Source organism: Enhydrobacter sp. (assembly GCA_025808875.1).
Taxonomy (GTDB): Bacteria; Pseudomonadota; Alphaproteobacteria; order Reyranellales; family Reyranellaceae; genus Reyranella.
In genome coordinates this window covers 4,768,980-4,788,584 of the sequence record CP075528.1, presented here as the reverse complement: position 1 = coordinate 4,788,584, position 19,605 = coordinate 4,768,980, and the positions used below count along the sequence as shown (strand labels likewise).

The 19,605-nt window shown below is 65.3% G+C and carries 21 protein-coding genes; 9 read left to right on the top strand and 12 right to left on the bottom strand.

Going from position 1 to position 19,605, the window contains the following annotated elements; translation table 11 throughout:
- Positions 1 to 15: 15 nt before the first annotated feature.
- A complete protein-coding gene (locus KIT25_23805; GenBank protein UYN95003.1) occupies positions 16 to 438 on the bottom strand; it encodes a hypothetical protein in 423 nt (140 codons plus the stop codon).
- Between the two features lie 101 nt (positions 439 to 539).
- On the bottom strand, positions 540 to 1,202 hold the full coding sequence (gene msrA / locus KIT25_23800) for a peptide-methionine (S)-S-oxide reductase MsrA (GenBank protein UYN95002.1): 663 nt from the start codon (positions 1,200 to 1,202) through the stop codon (positions 540 to 542).
- 76 nt (positions 1,203 to 1,278) lie between these two features.
- Here msrA and KIT25_23795 point away from each other — a divergent pair, with 76 nt between their 5' ends.
- Genes KIT25_23795 through KIT25_23785 form a run of 3 tightly spaced genes read left to right on the top strand, consistent with a single transcriptional unit; the run spans position 1,279 to position 3,976 of the window.
- On the top strand, positions 1,279 to 1,662 hold the full coding sequence (locus tag KIT25_23795; GenBank protein UYN95001.1) for an MAPEG family protein: 384 nt from the start codon (positions 1,279 to 1,281) through the stop codon (positions 1,660 to 1,662).
- A gap of 14 nt (positions 1,663 to 1,676) precedes the next feature.
- Positions 1,677 to 3,092 (top strand): 1-acyl-sn-glycerol-3-phosphate acyltransferase, encoded by a 1,416-nt coding sequence (locus KIT25_23790; protein ID UYN95000.1) that lies wholly within the window; start codon positions 1,677 to 1,679, stop codon positions 3,090 to 3,092.
- Positions 3,093 to 3,094: 2 nt separating this feature from the next.
- On the top strand, positions 3,095 to 3,976 hold the full coding sequence (locus KIT25_23785; GenBank protein UYN94999.1) for a YihY/virulence factor BrkB family protein: 882 nt from the start codon (positions 3,095 to 3,097) through the stop codon (positions 3,974 to 3,976).
- Between the two features lie 98 nt (positions 3,977 to 4,074).
- Here the strand turns inward: KIT25_23785 and KIT25_23780 are convergent, their stop codons facing one another.
- The gene (locus KIT25_23780) at positions 4,075 to 5,070 is read right to left on the bottom strand and encodes a D-glycerate dehydrogenase (protein UYN94998.1); all 996 of its coding nucleotides are present in this window, start codon (positions 5,068 to 5,070) and stop codon (positions 4,075 to 4,077) included.
- Between the two features lie 173 nt (positions 5,071 to 5,243).
- On the opposite strand from KIT25_23780, the gene KIT25_23775 reads away from it, so the two are divergent.
- A complete protein-coding gene (locus KIT25_23775; GenBank protein UYN98045.1) occupies positions 5,244 to 5,738 on the top strand; it encodes an SH3 domain-containing protein in 495 nt (164 codons plus the stop codon).
- A 377-nt stretch (positions 5,739 to 6,115) separates the two neighbouring features.
- The gene (locus KIT25_23770) at positions 6,116 to 6,823 is read left to right on the top strand and encodes an energy transducer TonB (GenBank protein UYN94997.1); all 708 of its coding nucleotides are present in this window, start codon (positions 6,116 to 6,118) and stop codon (positions 6,821 to 6,823) included.
- 11 nt (positions 6,824 to 6,834) lie between these two features.
- Here KIT25_23770 and KIT25_23765 read toward each other — a convergent pair whose 3' ends face one another.
- From KIT25_23765 to KIT25_23750, 4 genes are all read right to left on the bottom strand, one after another.
- On the bottom strand, positions 6,835 to 7,422 hold the full coding sequence (locus tag KIT25_23765) for a DUF3501 family protein (GenBank protein UYN94996.1): 588 nt from the start codon (positions 7,420 to 7,422) through the stop codon (positions 6,835 to 6,837).
- Positions 7,423 to 7,427: 5 nt separating this feature from the next.
- The gene (locus KIT25_23760) at positions 7,428 to 8,777 is read right to left on the bottom strand and encodes a glycerol-3-phosphate dehydrogenase (protein ID UYN94995.1); all 1,350 of its coding nucleotides are present in this window, start codon (positions 8,775 to 8,777) and stop codon (positions 7,428 to 7,430) included.
- Positions 8,778 to 8,873: 96 nt separating this feature from the next.
- Positions 8,874 to 9,293 (bottom strand): rubrerythrin family protein, encoded by a 420-nt coding sequence (locus KIT25_23755; protein ID UYN94994.1) that lies wholly within the window; start codon positions 9,291 to 9,293, stop codon positions 8,874 to 8,876.
- A 108-nt stretch (positions 9,294 to 9,401) separates the two neighbouring features.
- Positions 9,402 to 9,809, bottom strand: a complete 408-nt coding sequence (locus KIT25_23750; GenBank protein ID UYN94993.1) for a transcriptional repressor — start codon at positions 9,807 to 9,809, stop codon at positions 9,402 to 9,404.
- A gap of 136 nt (positions 9,810 to 9,945) precedes the next feature.
- Here KIT25_23750 and fabA point away from each other — a divergent pair, with 136 nt between their 5' ends.
- Genes fabA through KIT25_23735 form a run of 3 tightly spaced genes read left to right on the top strand, consistent with a single transcriptional unit; the run spans position 9,946 to position 12,649 of the window.
- Positions 9,946 to 10,479 (top strand): 3-hydroxyacyl-[acyl-carrier-protein] dehydratase FabA, encoded by a 534-nt coding sequence (gene fabA, locus KIT25_23745; protein UYN94992.1) that lies wholly within the window; start codon positions 9,946 to 9,948, stop codon positions 10,477 to 10,479.
- Position 10,480: 1 nt separating this feature from the next.
- A complete protein-coding gene (fabB, locus tag KIT25_23740; GenBank protein ID UYN94991.1) occupies positions 10,481 to 11,716 on the top strand; it encodes a beta-ketoacyl-ACP synthase I in 1,236 nt (411 codons plus the stop codon).
- A gap of 9 nt (positions 11,717 to 11,725) precedes the next feature.
- Complete coding sequence (locus KIT25_23735) at positions 11,726 to 12,649, top strand: SDR family oxidoreductase (GenBank protein UYN94990.1); 924 nt, start codon at positions 11,726 to 11,728, stop codon at positions 12,647 to 12,649.
- Positions 12,650 to 12,653: 4 nt separating this feature from the next.
- On the opposite strand, the gene KIT25_23730 is transcribed toward KIT25_23735, so the two are convergent.
- From KIT25_23730 to truB, 4 genes are all read right to left on the bottom strand, one after another.
- Positions 12,654 to 13,292, bottom strand: a complete 639-nt coding sequence (locus KIT25_23730) for a hypothetical protein (protein UYN94989.1) — start codon at positions 13,290 to 13,292, stop codon at positions 12,654 to 12,656.
- Positions 13,293 to 13,356: 64 nt separating this feature from the next.
- Complete coding sequence (gene pnp, locus KIT25_23725) at positions 13,357 to 15,501, bottom strand: polyribonucleotide nucleotidyltransferase (GenBank protein ID UYN98044.1); 2,145 nt, start codon at positions 15,499 to 15,501, stop codon at positions 13,357 to 13,359.
- 212 nt (positions 15,502 to 15,713) lie between these two features.
- Positions 15,714 to 15,983, bottom strand: a complete 270-nt coding sequence (rpsO, locus tag KIT25_23720; GenBank protein ID UYN94988.1) for a 30S ribosomal protein S15 — start codon at positions 15,981 to 15,983, stop codon at positions 15,714 to 15,716.
- 18 nt (positions 15,984 to 16,001) lie between these two features.
- A complete protein-coding gene (truB, locus tag KIT25_23715) occupies positions 16,002 to 16,907 on the bottom strand; it encodes a tRNA pseudouridine(55) synthase TruB (GenBank protein ID UYN94987.1) in 906 nt (301 codons plus the stop codon).
- 104 nt (positions 16,908 to 17,011) lie between these two features.
- Here truB and KIT25_23710 point away from each other — a divergent pair, with 104 nt between their 5' ends.
- Positions 17,012 to 19,189, top strand: coding sequence for a hypothetical protein (locus KIT25_23710; protein UYN94986.1), 2,178 nt, complete (start codon positions 17,012 to 17,014; stop codon positions 19,187 to 19,189).
- Here KIT25_23710 and rbfA read toward each other — a convergent pair.
- A complete protein-coding gene (rbfA, locus tag KIT25_23705; protein ID UYN94985.1) occupies positions 19,176 to 19,580 on the bottom strand; it encodes a 30S ribosome-binding factor RbfA in 405 nt (134 codons plus the stop codon). The two genes, KIT25_23710 and rbfA, sit on opposite strands and share 14 nt — an antisense overlap.
- Positions 19,581 to 19,605 lie beyond the last annotated feature (25 nt).

Genomic DNA, 19,605 nt, shown 5'->3' with positions numbered 1-19,605 from the left:
CTCCATTTTACCGTGTCACGCGGCCTTCGGCATCTCGTTTGCCGCGTCGATCATGGTCTGGGAAAGCACACCGTAGGCGATCGTCCAGGCCTCCTTGACCTCGGGCGTGAAGGCTTCGCCCAGTCCCTGCTCCAGGGTCCAAAGCAGCGCCGCGCCGACCGGCGCGAAGTGTTCAGCCTTGACGCCGTAGCCCGCATGGCGCTGGCCGAGGGCACGCACGGCCGGCAGCAGCGTCTCGATGCGGTTCAGGCCCGCGACCACGGTGCCCAGCATCGCCATCAGCTTCTTCTTCTGCTCCGACAGGTCGTCGGGGAACATGGCGCGCACCTGCGGTGCGATCTCGAACAGCCGGCCGTAGAAGAGGTCGGCGGCGGTAGCGGCGATCGGGGCGACCGTGGCGAAGCTCGATTGCACGAGCCTGATCTGGTCCGGTGTCACATGGCTCTCCCTGGGCGTTTGATGACGCCATGTGACTACGCCCGACGGACTTCCCGGCGATTTCGCCGGGACCGTGAAATGATTCGTGGGTTTCGCGGGCGCTATTCCGCCGCGACGCCCAAGCCGATCGGACAACTCACGCCCGTGCCGCCGAGGCCGCAATAGCCGTTGGGATTCTTGGCAAGATACTGCTGGTGGTAGTCCTCCGCGTAGTAGAACGCGGGCGCGTCGAGGATTTCCGTCGTGATCGGGCCCATGCCGTGCTTGGCGAGCTCCTTCTGGAACAGGACCAGCGACTCGCGGGCCTCGCGTTGCTGTTCGAGCGAGAAGGTGTAAATGCCGGATCGGTACTGCGTGCCGACGTCGTTGCCCTGGCGCATGCCCTGGGTCGGGTCGTGGCTCTCCCAGAAGACCTTGAGCAGCGCCTCATAGGAGATCTTCTTCGGATCGAACCACACCATCACCACCTCGTTGTGGCCGGTATAACCCGAGCAGACCTCCTCGTAGGTCGGGTTGGGCGTGAAGCCCGCGGCATAGCCGACCGCTGTCGAATAAACGCCCGAGGCCTCCCAGAACTTGCGTTCGGCGCCCCAGAAGCAGCCCAGGCCGAACATCGCCGGCTCGAGGCCTTCGGGAAAGGGCGGCTGGATGCGGTGGCGGTTGACGAAATGCTCGGTTGGCACCCGGAACGCCTGAGAGGGGCGGCCGGGAAGAGCACGGTCGGCGGTCGGCATCTCGGCCTTCTTGCGAAGGATCTGCCACATGGCACGGCTCCTCTTCTTTTGTCCCGAGCCAATATGGCCATAGAATGCCATGGAATCGAGGGGGAGCGCCCAGCACATGACGGTGTTTCTGGTATGTGCCGGCCTGATCGGCCTGTTGGCGGCCGGGTTGACCGGATACATCGGGCGGCTGCGCGGCGCGAAAAGAATCTCGCTGGGCGACGGCGGCGATCCGGAAATGCTCGCCGCCGTCCGGGCACACGGAAACCTGATCGAGTTCGCTCCGCTCAGTCTTCTGCTGATCTACTTGCTGCAGGGACCGTACGGTGATGGCTGGATGGCGGTCCTGTCCGTCCTGCTGGTGGTTGCCCGTTTCGCCCATGCCGGTGGCATGCTCGGTCTGGTGAGGCACGGACGCTTCATCGGCGCAGCGACGAACAGCATCCTTCTCGTCGTCACTTCGGCGCTGCTCGTCCTCGCCGGATTCGGCGTCCGCTTCTGACCGCACGACGCCCGATGGACGAACCGGTCACCGTCCCGCTCTGGCTGTTCCTGCCGATTGCCGCCTTTGCGTTGTGGTCGCTGCTCGATCGGCTGCTGATCCCGGGCGGGCGGTGGTTCCTGCGGCGACGGCTCAATCGCCTGATCGACCGGGTGAACCGCCGGCTCGCCGTCGAGATCAAGCCTTTCCAGCTCACCAAGCGGCAAGTGCTGATCGATCGTCTGGTCTACGACCCCCAGGTCGTGGCGGCGGCCAACGACCATGCCCGAGCGAACAATATCCCGCGCGAGGCGGCCATGGCGGAAGTCTATCGCTACGCCCGCGAGATCGTGCCGACCTTCAATGCCTATCTCTATTTCCGACTCGGATACTCGCTCGCCCGCGCCGTGGCCCGCTTCTTCTATCGCGTCCGCCTGGGGTTCGCCGACCAGACGACCTTGGCCGGCGTCGCGCCCGGCACCGCGGTCGTGTTCGTCATGAACCACCGCAGCAACATGGACTACGTTCTGGTGGCCTTTCTGGCGGCGGAGCGCACGGCGCTTTCCTATGCGGTCGGCGAATGGGCGCGGATCTGGCCGCTGCAACAGCTGATCCGGGCGATGGGGGCGTATTTCGTGCGGCGCCGTTCGAACAACCCTGTCTATCGGCGGGTCCTCGAGCGTTACGTTCATATGGCGACCGAAGCGGGCGTGGCGCAGGCGATGTATCCGGAGGGCGGCTTGTCGCGCGACGGACGGCTGGGCGATCCCAAGCTGGGGCTGTTCGACTACATGCTGAAGTCGTTCGATCCAGGGAGTGCCCACGACATTGTGTTCGTGCCGGTCGCCTTGAACTACGACCGCGTGCTCGAAGACCGCTCCTTGCTGCGCTCGCGCGACCGCGACCTGCCGCGGCAGGGGGCAATGAAGACCGTCGGTGTCACTCTACGCTTCCTGGCCGGCCAGATCGGCCTGATGCTGCGGGGCCGCTGGTACCGGTTTGGCTACGCCTGCGTCAATTTCGGGCCGTTGATCTCGGCTCGGCAATGGCTGGCGGCGAATGCCGCCGACTGCGGCGGCGACCTGCGCTCTCTCGACAAGGACGCACGTTTCTCGGTGATCGACCGTCTCGCCCGCGACGCCATGGCGGAAGTGGCGCGGCTCGTGCCCGTGTTGCCGGTATCGCTGATCGCCACCGTTCTGCTGGAGGCCGAAGGACCGCTCGACGAACTGGAGCTGAAGGTGCGGGCTGCGGCCTTGATACGGCATTTCGAGCACCGCGGTGCCAAAGTCTACATCCCCCGCGACGATCGCGACTATGCCTTCCACGTGGGCGTGCGCATGCTGGCGCTACGGCGCCTGATCGAGCAGGCCGACGGCGCCTACTCGATCGTGCCGGCCGAGCGGCCGCTGCTCGCCTACTACGCCAACGCCATCGCCCATCTGCGCTGACGATGATCGGCAAGCTCAGGCAAATCGCCGTCTCGGTCTTCACCGGCTTTTTCGTGAACCGCCTCTCGACGTCGGCGGCGGCCATGGCGTTCTACACGATGTTCGCACTCGGCCCGATCCTGATCGTCGTCATCGCGGTCGCCGAACCCTTCGTCGGTCGATTGATGGCGCAGGAGGCCGTCCTGAATGCGCTGTCGACGGTCGTGGCGCCCGATCAGCTGCAGGTCATCCAGCGCTTCGCATCACAGGAGCTCTTCAGCGGCGGCGGCGTCGCCGCGGCGATCAGCGTCGGCGTCCTGCTCTACACCGGCAGTCGCGTCTTCGTCGAACTCGACGAGAGCATCAACGTGATCTGGCGCGGGGCCAACGCCAGCGAGATCCATCCCGTGCTCGCCAGCCTGCAATCGCGCGGCCTCGCCCTGCTGATGATGGTGGTGCTTGGGCTGCTGCTGATCGCCGTCATCCTGACCAGCGTCCTGCTGTCGGCCTACAGCGGGGCGATCCAGGCCTTTCCCGTCCTCGGCGACTGGATCGGGCCGGCGATCTCCGGCACGGTGCACTATGGCACGCTGACGGCATTCTTCACCCTCGTCTACAAGTGGCTGCCCGAGGGCGGCATGCCGTGGCGCTTCGCCCTGGTCAGCGGCGCCGTCAATGCGCTGCTGTTCGCGACCGGCAATCGGGCGCTGGTGTATTATTTCGAAGTCGTGCAGCTCAGCTCGGCGTTCGGCGCCACGGCGGGCATCGCCGCCATCATGGTCTGGATGTACTGGACGGCTCTCACCATCCTGATCGGCGCCCAGGTCGGCCGCGCGGCGCGCGACGCCATCGAGTCGGAGAATGCCGCCGCAGGGGACGCCACCGCCGACGACATCGACGCCTAAGGCGCGATGACTTTTCATTGAATCAACTCGCCGGCCCGGCACATGCGCCGCTTCGCTGCGAGCACCGGGCCGACGAGCAAAGCAAAAGTCATCGCGCTCTAGAACATCGTCGCCAGGACGCGGTCGGGCGGCTTGTGACCGTCGGCGAAGGTCTTGATGTTGATCAGCACCTTTTCGCCCATCTCGATGCGACCTTCGAGCGTCGCCGAGCCCATGTGCGGGAGCAGCACGACATTGTCGAGCTCGAGCAGCTTGGGATTCACCTGCGGCTCGTGCTCGTAGACATCGAGGCCGGCGCCGGCAATCTCACCGGCCTTGAGCATCCGCACGAGCGCGTTCTCGTCGATCACCTCTCCGCGCGCGGTGTTCACGACGATCGCGGTGGGCTTCAACAGCTTCAGGCGCCGCGCCGACAGCAGGTGGTAGGTGGCCGGCGTGTGTGGACAGTTGACCGAGACGATGTCCATGCGGGCGAGCAGCTGATCGAGGCTTTCCCAATAGGTCGCCTCAAGCTCGCGCTCGAGCTCGGGATGGACGCGCTTGCGGTTGTGGTAGTGGATGGCGAGGCCGAAGCCGAGAGCGCGGCGTGCCAGGGCCTGGCCGATCCGCCCCATTCCGACGATCCCCAGACGCTTGCCCTGCAGGCGGCTGCCCAGCATCGAGGTGGGGCTCCAGCCCTTCCATTTGCCGTCGCGAACCAGGCGCTCGCCAGCACCCATGCGCCGCGCCGTCGCCAGTACGAGCGCCATCGACATGTCGGCGGTGTCTTCCGTCAGCACGCCCGGTGTGTTGGTCACGGTGATCCCGCGTTGGCGCGCCGTATCGAGGTCGATGTGGTCGACACCCGTGCCGAAGGAGGCGATCAGCTTCAGGCGCGGCCCCGCTTGAGAGAGTACGCGGCTGTCGATGCGATCCGTCACCGTCGGCACCAGCACGTCGGCCGTCTTCGCCGCTTCGACCAGTTGAGAAGCGGTGAGCGGCACGTCATCGGAATTGAGGCGCGTGTCGAAGAGTTCCATCAACCGCGTCTCGATCGCATCGGGCAATTTCCGGGTGACGATCACCAGCGGCTTCTTCTTCGAACTGGACGGCATGCCTGCCCGCTTAGCAATTCCATTGCCGCCTTGTCCAGCCAACGCACCGACTGCCCAATCGCGCCGAAATTCCTTTTTCTTCAACTACTTGTCGAACAAAGCGAAGATATGCTCTAAACTGATCATCGATGCAATTGAGATGGTCGACCCTGTTCGTGGCTGCAACCATGGTGATGTCCGGCCTGCCCTTGGACGTGGCCGGGCCGGGCTCGGCGCATGCCGCCGATAATCCCGCCAATGCCCAACGGCGGGGGTCGGGCCTGCCGATCCCCCGGTTCGCCTCGCTGAAATCCGACGAAGTGAATGTCCGCACGGGGCCGGGAACCCGATATCCGATCGAATGGGTGTTCAAGCGCAGGGGAATGCCTGTCGAGATCGTCGCCGAGTTCGAGAACTGGCGCAAAATCCGCGATTGGCAGGGAGCCAGCGGGTGGGTGTACCAAGGCCTTTTGACGGGCAAGCGGAGCTTCATCATCGCCTCCAGGACTGCCAACCTGCACAAGACGCCCGGTCCGACGACCGAGATCGTGGCCCGCCTGGAACCCGAAGTGCTGGGTGAGATCAGGACGTGTGCCGGCGATTGGTGTCGCGTACGGGTGTCGGGCGTCAGTGGCTGGGTACAGCGCTCCGGCCTGTGGGGCGTCTATAAGTCCGAGCCGATCAACTAGCGGCAGGACGTCCAGCGTCCTAAAAGGGCGGCATCGTGGTCCACGCGGTCAGCGCCACCTATCTTCGTTTCGAGCACATGTCACCGGCAGCCGTGGGGCTGGCCGTACTCCTGCATGCATCGGTTGCGTGGGCACTGTGGTGGGCGACCCCGCTGAAATCGCATGACGCCGAAGAAAGCGCCATCGAGGTCACGATGGAGAGACCGGAAGCAGCCCTCCCCGCGCCCGCTCCGCCTCCGACACCGCCTGCCGCACCCGAGACGCAAGTTGCCGTCGCACCGCCGCCGCCGCCACCGCCGCCAACGCCGCCATCCGGCATGCGAACACCCCTTGGCCTTCGCGCGCCAGCGGCGGAGACGGCCGAGAAATCACAGGACATGCAGGACCATCCGAGGCCCGCCGAGATCGAGGAAAAGCAGCAACAACAGGAGCCGAGTCGACAGGAGGCACTTGCCGCCCCGCCCTCACCGCCGCCCGAGCCCAAAGTCGAGCCGAAGCCCGAGCCCAAAGTCGAGCCGAAGCCCGAGCCCAAAGTCGAGCCGAAGCCCGAGCAGGCGCTGCCGCCGGTCGAGCCACCGCCGGCACCGCCACGCGCCCAGGATCTCGCAGCCGTCGCGCCGAAGCCGCCGCCGCATCCGCCCCAGCCTCCCCCACCCAAACCGCAGCAGCCCCGACCACCGGCCGCGAATTCCGCGCTTCGTCCATCTCCTCTGTCGGAACATTCTCGTCCGTCGCCGGACCCACGCGCCGCCGCCGCGCCGTCGGCCACTTTCGTCAATCCCGCCGATCAGGCCCATCGGACGCGCGTCACCGACCAGTATGTCTGGCAGGTCGTGCGGAAGATGTCGCAGTATCTTCCCGACCTCCGGGTCAAGGGCCAGGTCGGCACGGTCGTGCTGCGCCTGGTCATCGACCGCAGCGGCAGGCTGATCGATGCGTCGGTCGCGCAATCGAGCGGGCACACCGTTCTCGACAAGGCACTGCTGGAAACCATCCGGGCCGCGGCCCCCTATGCTCCCTTGCCGCCGGAATTGCCCGGAGACCGCGTCACGCTGAACGTGCCGGTCGGATCGGCATATCGATAGCCGGAGCAAGCTCAGGCGAAGTCGACGGCGAGGGCCCGACGCACGGCGGGTGACATCACCGTCATATGACCATAGTTGGCGTGGTCGAAGCCGACGACGACCTCGCCCGAGTCGCCACGAAAAGCGACAATTTGTGCCGGCGCAAAGGCGAAGCGAATGAACTGAACCGACGAGGCCTTTCCGTCCTCGCGCGTTCGATCCTGATCTTCTTCGGGCCGCCCCCTGACCGTTTCGCCGCCGATGCGGATGAACGCGTGGTTCTCGATACCGCCCAATCCGCCGAGCACGCGCGCGCGACGCACAGGATCGTCGATCTCGAACATCACCGTCGCCACCAGCTCGTTGCCCTGCGGGATCAACGGGTTGTAGGCGGCGAGTTCGTCGGGCAGCTGCTCTTCGCCGCCTTTCTCGATGAACAGCATCTCCTGCACCTGATGCAGCATCGTGTCGTAGCACTCGAAGTAGAAGGTCGCGAAGGGTCCGACTTCGAGGCGGCGGTTCTTCTTGAGCTCGGTGATGCGCCGGCGGCGCTCCGGTCGCTGCTTGGCATATTCGGCGAGCGGCACGATGACGGATGGCTCGATGCGGCGAGGCACCATGGTCGCTACTCCATCAATCCATAGGCGCGCGCCAAGAGTTCGATCGGATGGTGCGCGCGGTTGGGCCTGGGCTTCTGCTCTTCCTCCAGAATCTCCATCACCTGCAGCAGGTGGTCCGCAGCCAGTGGACACTCGGAGGCGACAAAGCCCGTGTTGTTCTTGAGAGCTGCTTGTGCCGCCGGTTTGCCGACCTTGACGGCGGTGTCGAAGTTCTCGGTACGCGCCCCCCAGATGCCGCCGTGCCCACTGCAACGCTCGATCACGGCAACGCGCGTGCCGGGCACCAACCGCAGCATCTCGGCTGCTTTCGCACCCATGTTCTGGGCACGCGCGTGACAGGCGAGATGGACACTCACGCCGCCTTCGAGCGACTGAAGGCCGGGCGTCAGGCCTTCGGTCTTGGCAATGTCGACGACGTACTCGGCGACATCGAACGTCGCCTGCGCGAGCTTTTCGATGGCGGGATCCCGGGGCAGGATGAGCGGCCACTCGAACTTGAGCATCAAGGCGCAAGACGGCGTGAGGGCGACGACGTCGTAGCCCTTGTCGACCCAGGGCAGCAGCTCGGCGGACACCTTTCTCGCCTGTTCGGCGACGCCCTGAATATCGCCCAACTCCAGCTTGGGCATACCGCAACACGCCGGGTAGACCACTTCGGTCGCGACGCCGTTGTGCGCCAGCACCGCGCGCGTCGCCGCGCCGATGTCGGTCGCATTGTAGTTCACGTAGCAGGTCGAATAGAGCACGGCCTTGCGCCTGCCGTAGGCGGGCGCTGCTTCGTTGACGGTCGCACCTTCCCGAGCGGCCCGAAACTCGAAGGTCTCTCCCGCATAGCGCGGCAGGCGCGCACCGTGATGAATGCCCGCAAGTCGCTCGAGTGTGCCACGCGTCGTGGCATTGCGCTCATCCGTCGCCCAGTTGGCAAGTGCCGCCGTCATGGTGCCAAGACGGCCGGTTGCGTCGGTATCGGCAAGTTGCTTGCTGACGAAGTCCGTGCCGTGCTTCCTCGCCTGGACCGCACGATGCCGTAGCATCAGGTGCGGGAAATCGAGCATCCATTCGTGCGGCGGCACGTAGGGACACTTGGTCATGAAGCACATGTCGCACAACGTGCAGGCCTGCTCGACCCTCGCGTAGTCCTCTTTCTTGACGCCGTCGAGTTCCCCGGTCGGGCCATTGTCGATCAGATCGAACAGGCGCGGAAAGGAGTCGCACAGATTGAAGCAGCGCCGACATCCGTGGCAGATGTCGAAGACGCGCTCCATTTCCTTTTCGAGAGCGGCTTCGTCCCAGAACCACGGGTTCTGCCAATCGAGAACCTGGCGGACGGGGGCTTCGAGACTGCCTTCACGCATGGTCGTATCTGTCGTCGGGGAAGTTTTGCGGATGAAAAAGGGGACCCGGCGGGTCCCCCTTCAGCAGGTCAGAGGGCGATAGCGCCTTCCCCTTCGTCAGGACATCGTGTCCAGCGCCTTCTGGAAGCGGCCGGCGTGGCTTTTCTCCGCCTTGGCCAGCGTCTCGAACCAGTCGGCGATTTCGGCGAAGCCCTCTTCGCGCGCCGTGCGGGCCATGCCCGGATACATGTCGGTGTATTCGTGCGTCTCGCCCGCGATCGCAGCCTTGAGGTTGGCCGAGGTCTCGCCGATCGGCAGGCCAGTTGCCGGATCGCCGCTCACCTCGAGGAACTCGAGATGGCCATGGGCATGGCCGGTCTCGCCCTCTGCGGTCGAGCGGAAAACGGCAGCGACGTCGTTGTAGCCCTCGACGTCCGCCTTCTGAGCGAAATAGAGATAGCGGCGGTTGGCTTGGCTTTCGCCGGCAAACGCCGCCTTGAGGTTGCCTTCAGTCTTCGAGCCCTTGAGGTTGGCCATGGTCCTTCTCCCTATAAGAAAACCGGTGGCGGATATTGGGCCGCTGGTTACAGGCCCGTCAAGCTTTTTAGAATAATTCTAAAAATTGCAAATGAATCGCAGCAAGCGTCAGCGGCGGACGCGGACGATCACATCGACGCGAGACAGTTTGGTGCCCTTCGGCGGTGTCGGCAGTCCGGCGATGGTCACCTTGTCGGACGGAAAATCGTGCAACTCGCCGTCGGTCTCGACGAAGAAATGGTGGTGATGTCCCGTATTGGTGTCGAAATAGGACCGGCCGGGCGAAACAACCACCTCGCGCAGCAGGCCGGCGTCGCGGAACTGATTCAGTGCATTATAAACAGTGGCTAGCGAGACCGGAATACGAGTCGCCTTGACCTCGGCGTGCAAATTCTCCGCCGTGACATGTCGATGGCCGCGCTCGAAAAGGAGTTGGGCAAGAGCAACTCGCTGGCGCGTGGGCCGAAGTCCAGCCTGACGGAGACGGGCAACCAACTCGGGACTGGTGGAAGTCATCGTGAGTGCCATATGTAAGCAGCGAAAGAGCGGCTGGAAAGGGCTGAATTGGCCCGATTCGACGGTTTGCGCAACCGGTTAAGGCTCCCTATTCTGCAGCCGATTCGCGGGTCGGACGGCCGCGGGACGGTGAACGGTGAGTGAAAAGAAGCACAACTACACCTTCGACGATCTGATCGAGTGCGCCAAAGGGCGGCTTTTCGGTCCCGGCAACGCGCAATTGCCGCTGCCGCCGATGCTGATGTTCGACCGTATCGTCAAGATCGACGAAACCGGCGGCAAGTACGGCAAGGGCGAAGTCGTGGCCGAACTCGACGTGAAGCCCGACCTCTGGTTCTTCGCCTGTCACTTCAAGGGCGATCCCGTCATGCCGGGTTGCTTGGGTCTCGATGCCTTGTGGCAAATGCTCGGTTTCTTCCTGGGCTGGATGAAGGCACCGGGCCGCGGCCGGGCACTGGGCGTCGGCGAGGTCAAGTTCACGGGGATGATCGTGCCCACCGTCAAGAAGCTGACCTATCACGTACATCTCAAGCGGGTGATCCTGCGCAAGCTGGTGCTTGGGATCGCCGACGGTTTCGTGCACGCCGACGGCACGCCGGTCTTCGAAGTGACCGGTCTCAAGGTCGGGCTTTTTCAGGACGGCTCGGTTTCAGCGGCGGCGGTGGGCTGACATGAAGCGTGTCGTCGTCACCGGCCTCGGCGTGGTCTCCTCGATCGGCAACAATGCCGCCGAGGTCACGCAAGCGCTGAAGGATGGAAAGTCGGGCATCGAGTTCGTACCGCAATACAAGGAGCTCGGCTTTCGCAGCCAGGTGGCTGGCACCATCAAGCTCAATCCCGAGGAACTGATCGACCGCCGCCTGATGCGTTTCATGGGCAATGGCGCGGCCTACGCCTACCTTGCGATGAAGGAGGCGATCGCCGATTCGGGCCTGAGCGACTCTGAAATCTCCAATCCGCGCACCGGCGTGGTCGCGGGTTCCGGCGGGCCAACCACCGGCGCGATCGTGCAGGCGGCCATCACCACCAAGGAGAAGGGCCCCAAGCGGGTCGGTCCGTTTCAGGTGCCGCGCGCCATGTCGAGCACGGTCTCCGCGAATCTGGCGACGGCCTACAAGATCAAAGGCCTTTCCTATTCGATCAGCTCGGCCTGCTCGACGTCGGCGCATTGCATCGGCAATGCCGTCGAATGCATCCAGCTCGGCAAGGTGGACCGCATGTTCGCGGGCGGCGGCGAGGAGCTCGACTGGACGCTGTCGGTGTTGTTCGACGCCATGGGAGCCATGTCGTCGGGCTACAACGACGCACCGCAACGCGCGAGCCGGGCCTACGACAAAGACAGAGATGGGTTCGTGATCTCCGGGGGCGGCGGCATAGTGGTCCTCGAGGATCTCGACGTGGCGCGTGCGCGGGGAGCGAAGATCTATGCCGAGGTGATCGGCTATGGCGCGACCTCGGATGGCGCCGATATGGTGGCGCCCTCGGGCGAGGGCGCGATCCGCTGCATGAAGCTCGCCATGGAAGGCTTTCCCGGTGCGGCCCGTCGCAACGCCCCGGTCGACTACATCAATACCCACGGGACCTCGACGCCTGTGGGCGACATCACCGAACTCGACGCCATACGCGCCGCCTTCGGTGATAGACTTCCTACCGTGAGCTCGACCAAGTCATTGACCGGTCACAGCCAGGGCGCCACCGGCGCCCACGAGGCGATCTATTCGCTGCTCATGCTGAAGCACGACTTCGTCGCGCCTTCGATCAATATCGAAAACCTCGATCCAGGCGCCGAAGGCTATCCCATCGCGCGCCAACGAATCGATGCGGCGGGCCTGCAGACGGTGATGTCGAACAGCTTCGGATTTGGCGGCACCAACGCCTGCCTGTTGTTTTCGCGCTACGACAACTGAGAGGGGCCGATGTCGGACGACCGTTCCCTCTCCGCCGCTCCCGATGCCTCCGGCAGCGGCGGTGGCGCATCGACTGAGCCTCCCAGTGCGCCGGTTTCGAAGCCCGCCGAGATCACGTCCGTGCCGAGGCTGATGGCCGGCAAGCGCGGCTTGATCATGGGCGTCGCCAACGAGCGGTCGATCGCGTGGGGTATCGCGCGGGCACTGCATGCCGCCGGCGCCGAAATGGCCTTCACCTATCAAGGCGCCGCCTTCGGCAAGCGCGTACTGCCGATGGTCGAGAAGCTCGGCGCGCGGATCGTCGAGGAGGCCGACGTCGACGACGAGCCCAGTCTCGACCGTCTGTTCGACCGCCTGAAGAAGGAGTGGGGCCAACTCGACTTCGTGGTCCATGCCATCGCTTATTCGGACAAGGAAGAGCTGAAGGGCCGCTACGTCGACACGACCAAGGCGAATTTCCAGAAAAGCCTCACCATCTCCTGTTATTCCTTCACCGAGATCGCACGGCGGGCGCTTCCGCTCATGGCCGACGGTGGCAGCCTGCTGACGCTGACCTACGAGGGCGCCGTGCGGGTGATGCCGTCCTACAACGTCATGGGTGTCGCCAAGGCCGCGCTCGAGGCGAGCGTCCGCTACCTCGCCGCCGATCTCGGTCCGCAGGGCGTGCGCGTGAACGCGATCTCCGCCGGCCCGATGCGCACGCTCGCGGGGGCGGTGATCGGCAGCGCGCGCTATGTCTACCGGCTGTCACGCGAGGCCTCGCCGCTGCGCCGCAACGTCGAACTCACCGACGTGGGCGGCGCGGCACTTTACTATCTTTCGGATCTCAGCGCCGGCGTAACGGGCACTGTGCACTACGTCGATGCTGGTTATCATGCGATGGGCATGCCGCCTTCTGGTGTCGGCGGCAACGGCGACGACAACGGCCAGTAGCGGCTCAGCCGATCACGATATCCAGGGTCGCGGCGAGGGCGCCGGCTTCGATGCCCGGCGCCGGCCGCAGCACCATTTCCACACGCTCGAGCTGCCTGGGATCGCGGGCGATTTCGCGAAAGATGAAATCCCGTTCGTTCTGCGCCTCCCCTGCGACGTAGAACTGAGTCGTGAGACCCCGCCCGGCGGCAGGCATCACCTTGACATGAATATGGGGTGCCCGGCCGGGATACGCGACGGGCTTGAGCGTCCGAAAGCCGTAACCGCCGTCCGACCGGGTCAGCACGCGCCCGAATCCCTGGAACGCCGCATCACGCCGCTCGCGACCGCGCTGGCGCGGGTGATCGTAAATGCCCTGCGCATCGCACTGCCAAATCTCGACACGCGCGCCCGACAACGGCCGCCCGCCGACATCCAGCACGCGACCATCCAGATGGATCACCGTTCCCATCGCGCTCGCCTGATGTCCTCGCACCTGGACGAGATCGTTGTCCGTGTCGATGGGAAGGACCGTCGGGTAGAATGGCCCCTCGGTCTGCGACGGCGTCGCCGCGAGGCCGGCAGCCGTGGCGCCCATGCCGGGGAGCGTCGCGGCAACAGCGCCAAGCAGCAACGCGCGGCGCGAGGGGATCAACGGGGGCATCGACGTACTTGCCCGAACAAAAACGGCGGCCGTGTGGCCGCCGTCCTCGTTACGCCGTCGCAGCCTACTCGCCGGCCGCGGGCGCTGCCGCTTCTTCCCGCGGTTTGTTTGAAATGTCCTCGCCGGTTTGCTGGTCGACCGCCTTCATGCTGAGGCGGACCTTGCCACGGTCGTCGACGCCCAGGACCTTGACCTTGACCTGGTCGCCCTCCTTGATGACGTCGGTCACCTTGGCGACCCGGCGCGGCGCCAGTTCAGAGATGTGGACGAGGCCATCGCGGGCGCCGAGGAAGTTGACGAAGGCGCCGAATTCGACGGTCTTCACCACCTTGCCGTTGTAGATCACGCCCACCTCGGGTTCGGCCACTATGCCCTTGATCCAGTCGATGGCGGCCTGGCCCTGCTTGGCGTCGACTGCGGCGACCTTGATGGTGCCATCGTCCTCGATGTCGATCTTGGTGCCCGTGGTCTCGGTGATCTCGCGGATCACCTTGCCGCCCGTGCCGATCACTTCGCGGATCTTGTCCTTCGGGATCGTGAATTGGGTGATGCGCGGCGCGTTCTGGCTCACCGCGTCGCGCGCGCCGCCCAGGCCCTTGGCCATTTCGCCCAGGATGTGGATACGACCGTCCTTCGCCTGCGCCAGCGCCACTCTCATGATCTCTTCGTTGATCGAGGTGATCTTGAGATCCATCTGCAGCGAGGTGATACCCTTCTCGGAGCCGGCCACCTTGAAATCCATGTCGCCCAAGTGATCCTCGTCACCCAGGATGTCGGAGAGGACGGCGAAGCGGTCGCCTTCCTTGATGAGGCCCATGGCGATGCCCGCGACGGGACGCTCCATCGGCACGCCAGCGTCCATCAGCGACAGCGAGCCGCCGCAGACCGAGGCCATCGAGGACGAGCCGTTCGACTCGGTGATCTCCGACACGATGCGGATCGTGTAGGGGAACTTGTCCTTGCCGGGCAGCAGCGGGCGAATCGCGCGCCACGCCAGCTTGCCATGGCCGATCTCGCGGCGCCCCGGCGAGCCCATGCGGCGCACCTCGCCGACGGCGTACGGAGGCATGTTGTAGTGGAGCATGAAGGCTTCGCGATACTCGCCCTCGAGTGCGTCGATGATCTGCTCGTCCTGGCCGGTGCCGAGCGTGGCAACGACCAGCGCCTGTGTCTCGCCGCGGGTGAACAGTGCCGAGCCGTGCGCACGCGGCAGGACGCCGACCTCGGCCACGATCGGACGCACCGTCTTGGTGTCGCGCCCGTCGATGCGCCGACCAGTGTCGAGGATCGCGCCACGTACCACGTCGGCCTCGAGGTTGCCGAAGGCGTCGCCGAACACGGCGAGCTCGTCGTCCTTGCCCTCGAACAGCTTCCTGGCCTCGTCCTTCACCGCCGAAATCTTCTGCTGGCGGGCCTGCTTCACGGTCTCGGCGTAGGCCTCGACCATCTTGCTGCGTATTTCGACCTTGAGCTTGTCAGCCACGGTCCTGGCCGCCGCCGGCGGCTCGGTGAGCGGCAGCGGATCCTTGGCCGCGTGCTCGGCCAGCGCGATAATCGCCTCGATCACCGGCTGGAAGGAGCGATGACCCTCCATCACGGCCGACAGCATCACGTCCTCGCCAAGTTCCTTGGCCTCGGACTCGACCATCAGCACGCCTTCCTGGGTTCCGGCAACGACGAGGTCGAGGTCGCTCTTCTCGATCTGCTCCAGGGTCGGATTGACCACGAACTTGCCATCGACGTGGCCGACGCGTGCCGCGCCGATCGGACCCATGAACGGGCACCCCGAGATGGTGAGCGCCGCCGACGTCGCGACCATCGAGACGATGTCGGGATCGTTCTCCATATCGTGCGCCAGAACGGTGATCACGACCAGCGTCTCGTTGCGGTAGCCTTCGGCGAACAGCGGACGAATCGGACGATCGATCAGGCGCGAGGTCAGCGTCTCCTTCTCCGAGGGACGACCTTCGCGCTTGAAGAAGCCGCCGGGAATCTTGCCGGCGGCGAACGCCTTCTCCTGATAATTCACCGTCAGCGGGAAGAAATCGAGGCCGGCCTTCGGCTTCTTGTCATAGACCACGGTGGCCAGCACCGTGGTGCCGCCGTAAGTCGCCAACACCGCGCCGTCCGCCTGGCGCGCGATCTTTCCGGTCTCCAACACCAGCTTGCGGCCGGCCCAGTCGATCTCCTTGCGGAACACCTTGAACATATCGGACATATCCATCTTCCTTTCCTGCACGGCCGCACGCCCCCGTTTGGCGACAGCCGCCCACCGGCGCCCTTGCGCCGGCAGGACCGGGATAGGCCTTTGCAACAGCCCCTGCCTTCCCGGCTACTGCGATGTCGCGACGGCCGGCCGAACTCACGGGGACCGGACGACGCGACGCGAAACGGCCCTGTCCTGCGGACAGGGCCGGTGGCTCAACGACGCAGACCCAGACGTTCGATCAATGTCTCGTAACGCTTGGAGTCCCTTGCCTTGAGATAGTCGAGCAGACGACGGCGCTGACCGACGAGCTTCAGCAGGCCGCGGCGCGAGTGATGATCCTTCGCGTGGCCCTTGAAGTGCTCGGTGAGGTTGGTGATGCGCTCGCTCAGGATCGCGACTTGCACTTCGGGAGAGCCGGTGTCGCCATTCCCCTGAGCATACGCACTGATCAGCTCCGCCTTGCGCGCGGCTGTGATCGACATCGGTCATCTCCATAGACTTCAAAGGTTGAAGACGCGCACCGGCCTGACGGCGGAACCGTCGGAACGTGCCAGCGCCACCAACGTGGCCTCGTGCACTGCGCGAACCATCGCGCCCGACGGCGGTGCGTCCCTGGGCAAGAGCACCGGCTGGCCTTGGCGCAGCCGATCCGCTTGGGCTCCCGTCAGGGCCAGCGCCGGGATGTCGTCCAGCGCGGTCGCAACGGGGGCCAAGACCCCAAAGAGCGCGGGAATATGCCCGAGGGTCTCCAGTTTGGAAAGCGAAATGGCCCCGTCTTCCCGGAAGGGTCCGCAGACGGTGCGGCGCAACGCCGCGAGACACCCGACGGTGCCAAGCGCACGCGCCATGTCTCGCCCTAACGCCCTGATATATGTGCCTTTTCCGCAAGCAACCACGAATTCGGCATGGTCCGGATCGGGGCGGCCGACCAATTCGAGCCGCTCGACGAGTACCCGGCGTGGAGCAAGCACAACTTCCTGACCCGAACGGGCCAGATCGTACGCTCGCCGTCCCGCGACCTTGAGCGCCGAGAAGGCTGGCGGAAGCTGCTCGATCTCTCCGGTGAAGGCCGACAATACCGACCGGACAGCGTCGTCCGACGGCCGTGCGGCGCTGATCCCCACCACCTCGCCTTCGGCATCGTCGGTCGAGCGCGCCTCGCCGAAGCGCAGCATGAAGCGATACTCCTTTCGGCCGTCCATCACGAACGGCACGGTCTTCGTCGCCTCACCAAGCGCGACCGGCAGGACGCCGCTTGCCAATGGATCGAGCGTCCCGCCGTGCCCGGCCTTCTGGGCGCCGAAAGCGCGGCGCACGCGGCCCACCGCCTGCGTCGAACCCACGCCGATCGGCTTGTCGAGAACGACCCAGCCATCAACCTTCTCGCCCTTTCGTCTGCGCGCCATGCGGCCCCTTTAGGCCGACAATTCGATATGCGCCAGCGCGGCCTTGAGGCAGTGTGGCGCCCATGGAGCGGGGGAGTTGGTCGGATCGCACTCAGCGATCCGCATTGTTCGGGCTTTTCTTCGTCTCGGGCGCGGCGGCGCTGATCTATCAGACGGCTTGGCATCGCCTTCTCGGCCTGTTCGCCGGAGCAGACACGATCGCCGCCGCTCTTGTCGTCGGTGCGTTCCTGCTGGGCCTCGGCGTCGGCAGCCTGGCTGCCGGCCTGTATGCCGATCGGCTGACGCGGCGGGCGGCACTGCTCGCCTTTGCCTTGTGCGAGGTCGGCATCGCCATCTTCGCCGTCGCCAGTCCCTGGCTGTACTACGACGTCATCTATCGCGAACTGTTGCCGCTGTCGTCATCGCGCGGCGTCATCTTCGCGATCGTGTTCGCGGGGCTGCTCTGGCCGACGTTCCTGATGGGTTGCTCGCTGCCCTTTCTGTCAAAAGCGATCGTCACGCAGATCTCGGGGTCGGCGCAGCTCATTGGCTGGCTCTATGGCCTCAATACGCTGGGCGCGGGCGTCGGCGCCTTCGTCGGTGGCTGGTTCCTGATCGGTACCATCGGCTTCGACAAGGCCGTCCATGTCGCTGCCGCGCTCAACCTGCTCGTCGCGGCGGGGGGCGTTGCACTCGCCCATACGGTCGACATGGCCGACGCCGCACCACACACTCGCCGGTCGACCCAGGTTCCAACGACCGATGCCGTGGTCTGGCGATGGTCGATCCTGGTGTTCATCAGCGGCTTCCTGATCGTGGCGCTACAGATCGTCTGGTATCGACTGATCGGCGTTCTGCTGCAGTCCAACGGCTACAGCTTCTCGCTGGTTCTGGCGATCTTCCTGCTGGGTGACGCGATCGGCCTGCTGGTGGGCTCCAAGGTCATCGATCGCATCGCCGATCCACGCCGGTTCTTCTTCCTCATGCAGGGTTGGGCGACCGCGCTGGCGCTGACCGGAGCGTGGTTCGTCTATCTCGCCATCGGTGCGGGAATTCTGCCGTCGAGTTTCGTCGACCGCGACATCATGGGGCCGAACACAGCCGATCCAGCCCTCATCGTCCTTCTTCTGGCCGTCGTCGTGCTTCCGGGCTCGTTCATCATGGGGTTCTCCTTCCCGGTCGTTCAGAAAGCCGTGCAGCGCGATCTCGAACGGCTCGGCAGCAGAGTGGGGTTGGTGCAACTCGCCAACATCGTGGGCAACAGCGCGGGTAGCCTGGTTGCGGGGTTGCTGCTGCTCGACATCGTCGGCACCGCGGGCACCTTGAAGCTGTTGGTCGCGATCGGCCTCGCCTTCGCCGCCCTGCAGATCGTCGGTGCGCGCTGGCGCAGCGTCGCCTACGTGCCGGCGGCGTTGCTCGTAGCGGGACTGGCGGCATTCCCCGACGGCGAGACGTTCTGGCGACGTCTGCATGGCGTCACCACGGAGAGGACGATCATCGCGGAGGACAAGACGGGTCTCAGCGTGCTGAAAATGTCCGACACCGACAGCGGGCGCCTCTACATCCAGGGACACTCCCAGAGCCGGCTGCCGTTCGACACCGTTCATGTCTTCCTGGGCGCGATCGGTCCGCTCGCGCATCCGGCGCCGCGGCGCGTGCTCGTCATCGGTTCGGGCACCGGCGGGACCCCCTACGCCGCGGGCCTTCATCCGCAAACCGAGCGCGTCAAGGTCATCGAGATCGTGGCACCGGTGATCGACACGCTTCGCGCCTACGTCGGGGCGGGCGGACATTCCGGGATCGATTCGTTGTTGACCAATCCCAAGTTCGAGGTCGTGGTGGCCGACGGCAGACATGCGCTGTCGCTCGACTCGTCGCTCTACGACGTGATCGAGGCCGACGCGATCCTGCCAAAGACGGCGTTGTCGGGCCTGCTCAACTCGCAGCAGTTCTTCGAACAGGTTCGCGGCCGCCTGGCTCCCGGTGGCATCTATGTCCAGTGGGCGCCGACCGAGCGCTCGGTCGAGACTTTCCGATCGGTGTTTCCCTACGTGACCATGGTGCATCCCGCGCTGCTCGGCAGCGACCGGCCGCTTCCGTACGATCGCGATCGGATCCTACGCCTGCTGGCGCGACCCGAGATCGACGCCCATCTGCAGGCAGCACGCGTCGACCGTGTCGAACTGCGCCAGTGGTTCTTCGACAAGAAGGTCGAACCGCTCAACGCCGGACGCATCGCGCCCGCGCGCGCGCCAAACACCGACTTCTTTCCGCGCGACGAGTACTACCTCAATCGTCCTTGATGTCGCGCGCCACGTCTGGGCGGCGCAGCAGGGCGCCGACCCGGTCGGCCTCGTCGAAGGTCTTGTCGAGCTCGAATCTGATTTCCGGTGCATAGCGCAACCCGGCGCGCTCGCCGACACGCGCCCGGAACCACGGCGCGGCACGGCGCATCGCCGCCACGAGGCGCGCTTCATCCTGGCCGCCCAACGGCATGACGAAAGCGACGGCGTTGCGCAGATCCGGGCTGACATCGACGGAGGTGACGGTGATGGACGCGCCCCGCAGGTCGGGGTCGCGCATGTTGCCGCGCTCGAGAAGTTCGGCGAGCAGGTGCCGCAACTCCTCGCCGACCCGCAATTGGCGCTGGCTATGACCGCGACCCTCGCGATCGACGGAGCGACGCCTCGACATGACCCAGCTTTCCCTGCAACGAGAA

What these genes read in the sequence shown, in the direction of transcription:
- msrA (UYN95002.1), bottom strand. Translation starts at nt 1,202, where the DNA reads ATGTGGCAGATCCTTCGCAAGAAGGCCGAGATGCCGACCGCCGACCGT.
- KIT25_23795 (UYN95001.1), top strand. Translation starts at nt 1,279, where the DNA reads ATGACGGTGTTTCTGGTATGTGCCGGCCTGATCGGCCTGTTGGCGGCC.
- KIT25_23790 (UYN95000.1), top strand. Translation starts at nt 1,677, where the DNA reads ATGGACGAACCGGTCACCGTCCCGCTCTGGCTGTTCCTGCCGATTGCC.
- KIT25_23785 (UYN94999.1), top strand. Translation starts at nt 3,095, where the DNA reads ATGATCGGCAAGCTCAGGCAAATCGCCGTCTCGGTCTTCACCGGCTTT.
- KIT25_23780 (UYN94998.1), bottom strand. Translation starts at nt 5,070, where the DNA reads ATGCCGTCCAGTTCGAAGAAGAAGCCGCTGGTGATCGTCACCCGGAAA.
- KIT25_23775 (UYN98045.1), top strand. Translation starts at nt 5,244, where the DNA reads ATGTCCGGCCTGCCCTTGGACGTGGCCGGGCCGGGCTCGGCGCATGCC.
- KIT25_23770 (UYN94997.1), top strand. Translation starts at nt 6,116, where the DNA reads ATGCAGGACCATCCGAGGCCCGCCGAGATCGAGGAAAAGCAGCAACAA.
- KIT25_23765 (UYN94996.1), bottom strand. Translation starts at nt 7,422, where the DNA reads ATGGTGCCTCGCCGCATCGAGCCATCCGTCATCGTGCCGCTCGCCGAA.
- KIT25_23760 (UYN94995.1), bottom strand. Translation starts at nt 8,777, where the DNA reads ATGCGTGAAGGCAGTCTCGAAGCCCCCGTCCGCCAGGTTCTCGATTGG.
- KIT25_23755 (UYN94994.1), bottom strand. Translation starts at nt 9,293, where the DNA reads ATGGCCAACCTCAAGGGCTCGAAGACTGAAGGCAACCTCAAGGCGGCG.
- KIT25_23750 (UYN94993.1), bottom strand. Translation starts at nt 9,809, where the DNA reads ATGACTTCCACCAGTCCCGAGTTGGTTGCCCGTCTCCGTCAGGCTGGA.
- fabB (UYN94991.1), top strand. Translation starts at nt 10,481, where the DNA reads ATGAAGCGTGTCGTCGTCACCGGCCTCGGCGTGGTCTCCTCGATCGGC.
- KIT25_23735 (UYN94990.1), top strand. Translation starts at nt 11,726, where the DNA reads ATGTCGGACGACCGTTCCCTCTCCGCCGCTCCCGATGCCTCCGGCAGC.
- KIT25_23730 (UYN94989.1), bottom strand. Translation starts at nt 13,292, where the DNA reads ATGCCCCCGTTGATCCCCTCGCGCCGCGCGTTGCTGCTTGGCGCTGTT.
- pnp (UYN98044.1), bottom strand. Translation starts at nt 15,501, where the DNA reads ATGTTCAAGGTGTTCCGCAAGGAGATCGACTGGGCCGGCCGCAAGCTG.
- rpsO (UYN94988.1), bottom strand. Translation starts at nt 15,983, where the DNA reads ATGTCGATCACAGCCGCGCGCAAGGCGGAGCTGATCAGTGCGTATGCT.
- truB (UYN94987.1), bottom strand. Translation starts at nt 16,907, where the DNA reads ATGGCGCGCAGACGAAAGGGCGAGAAGGTTGATGGCTGGGTCGTTCTC.
- rbfA (UYN94985.1), bottom strand. Translation starts at nt 19,580, where the DNA reads ATGTCGAGGCGTCGCTCCGTCGATCGCGAGGGTCGCGGTCATAGCCAG.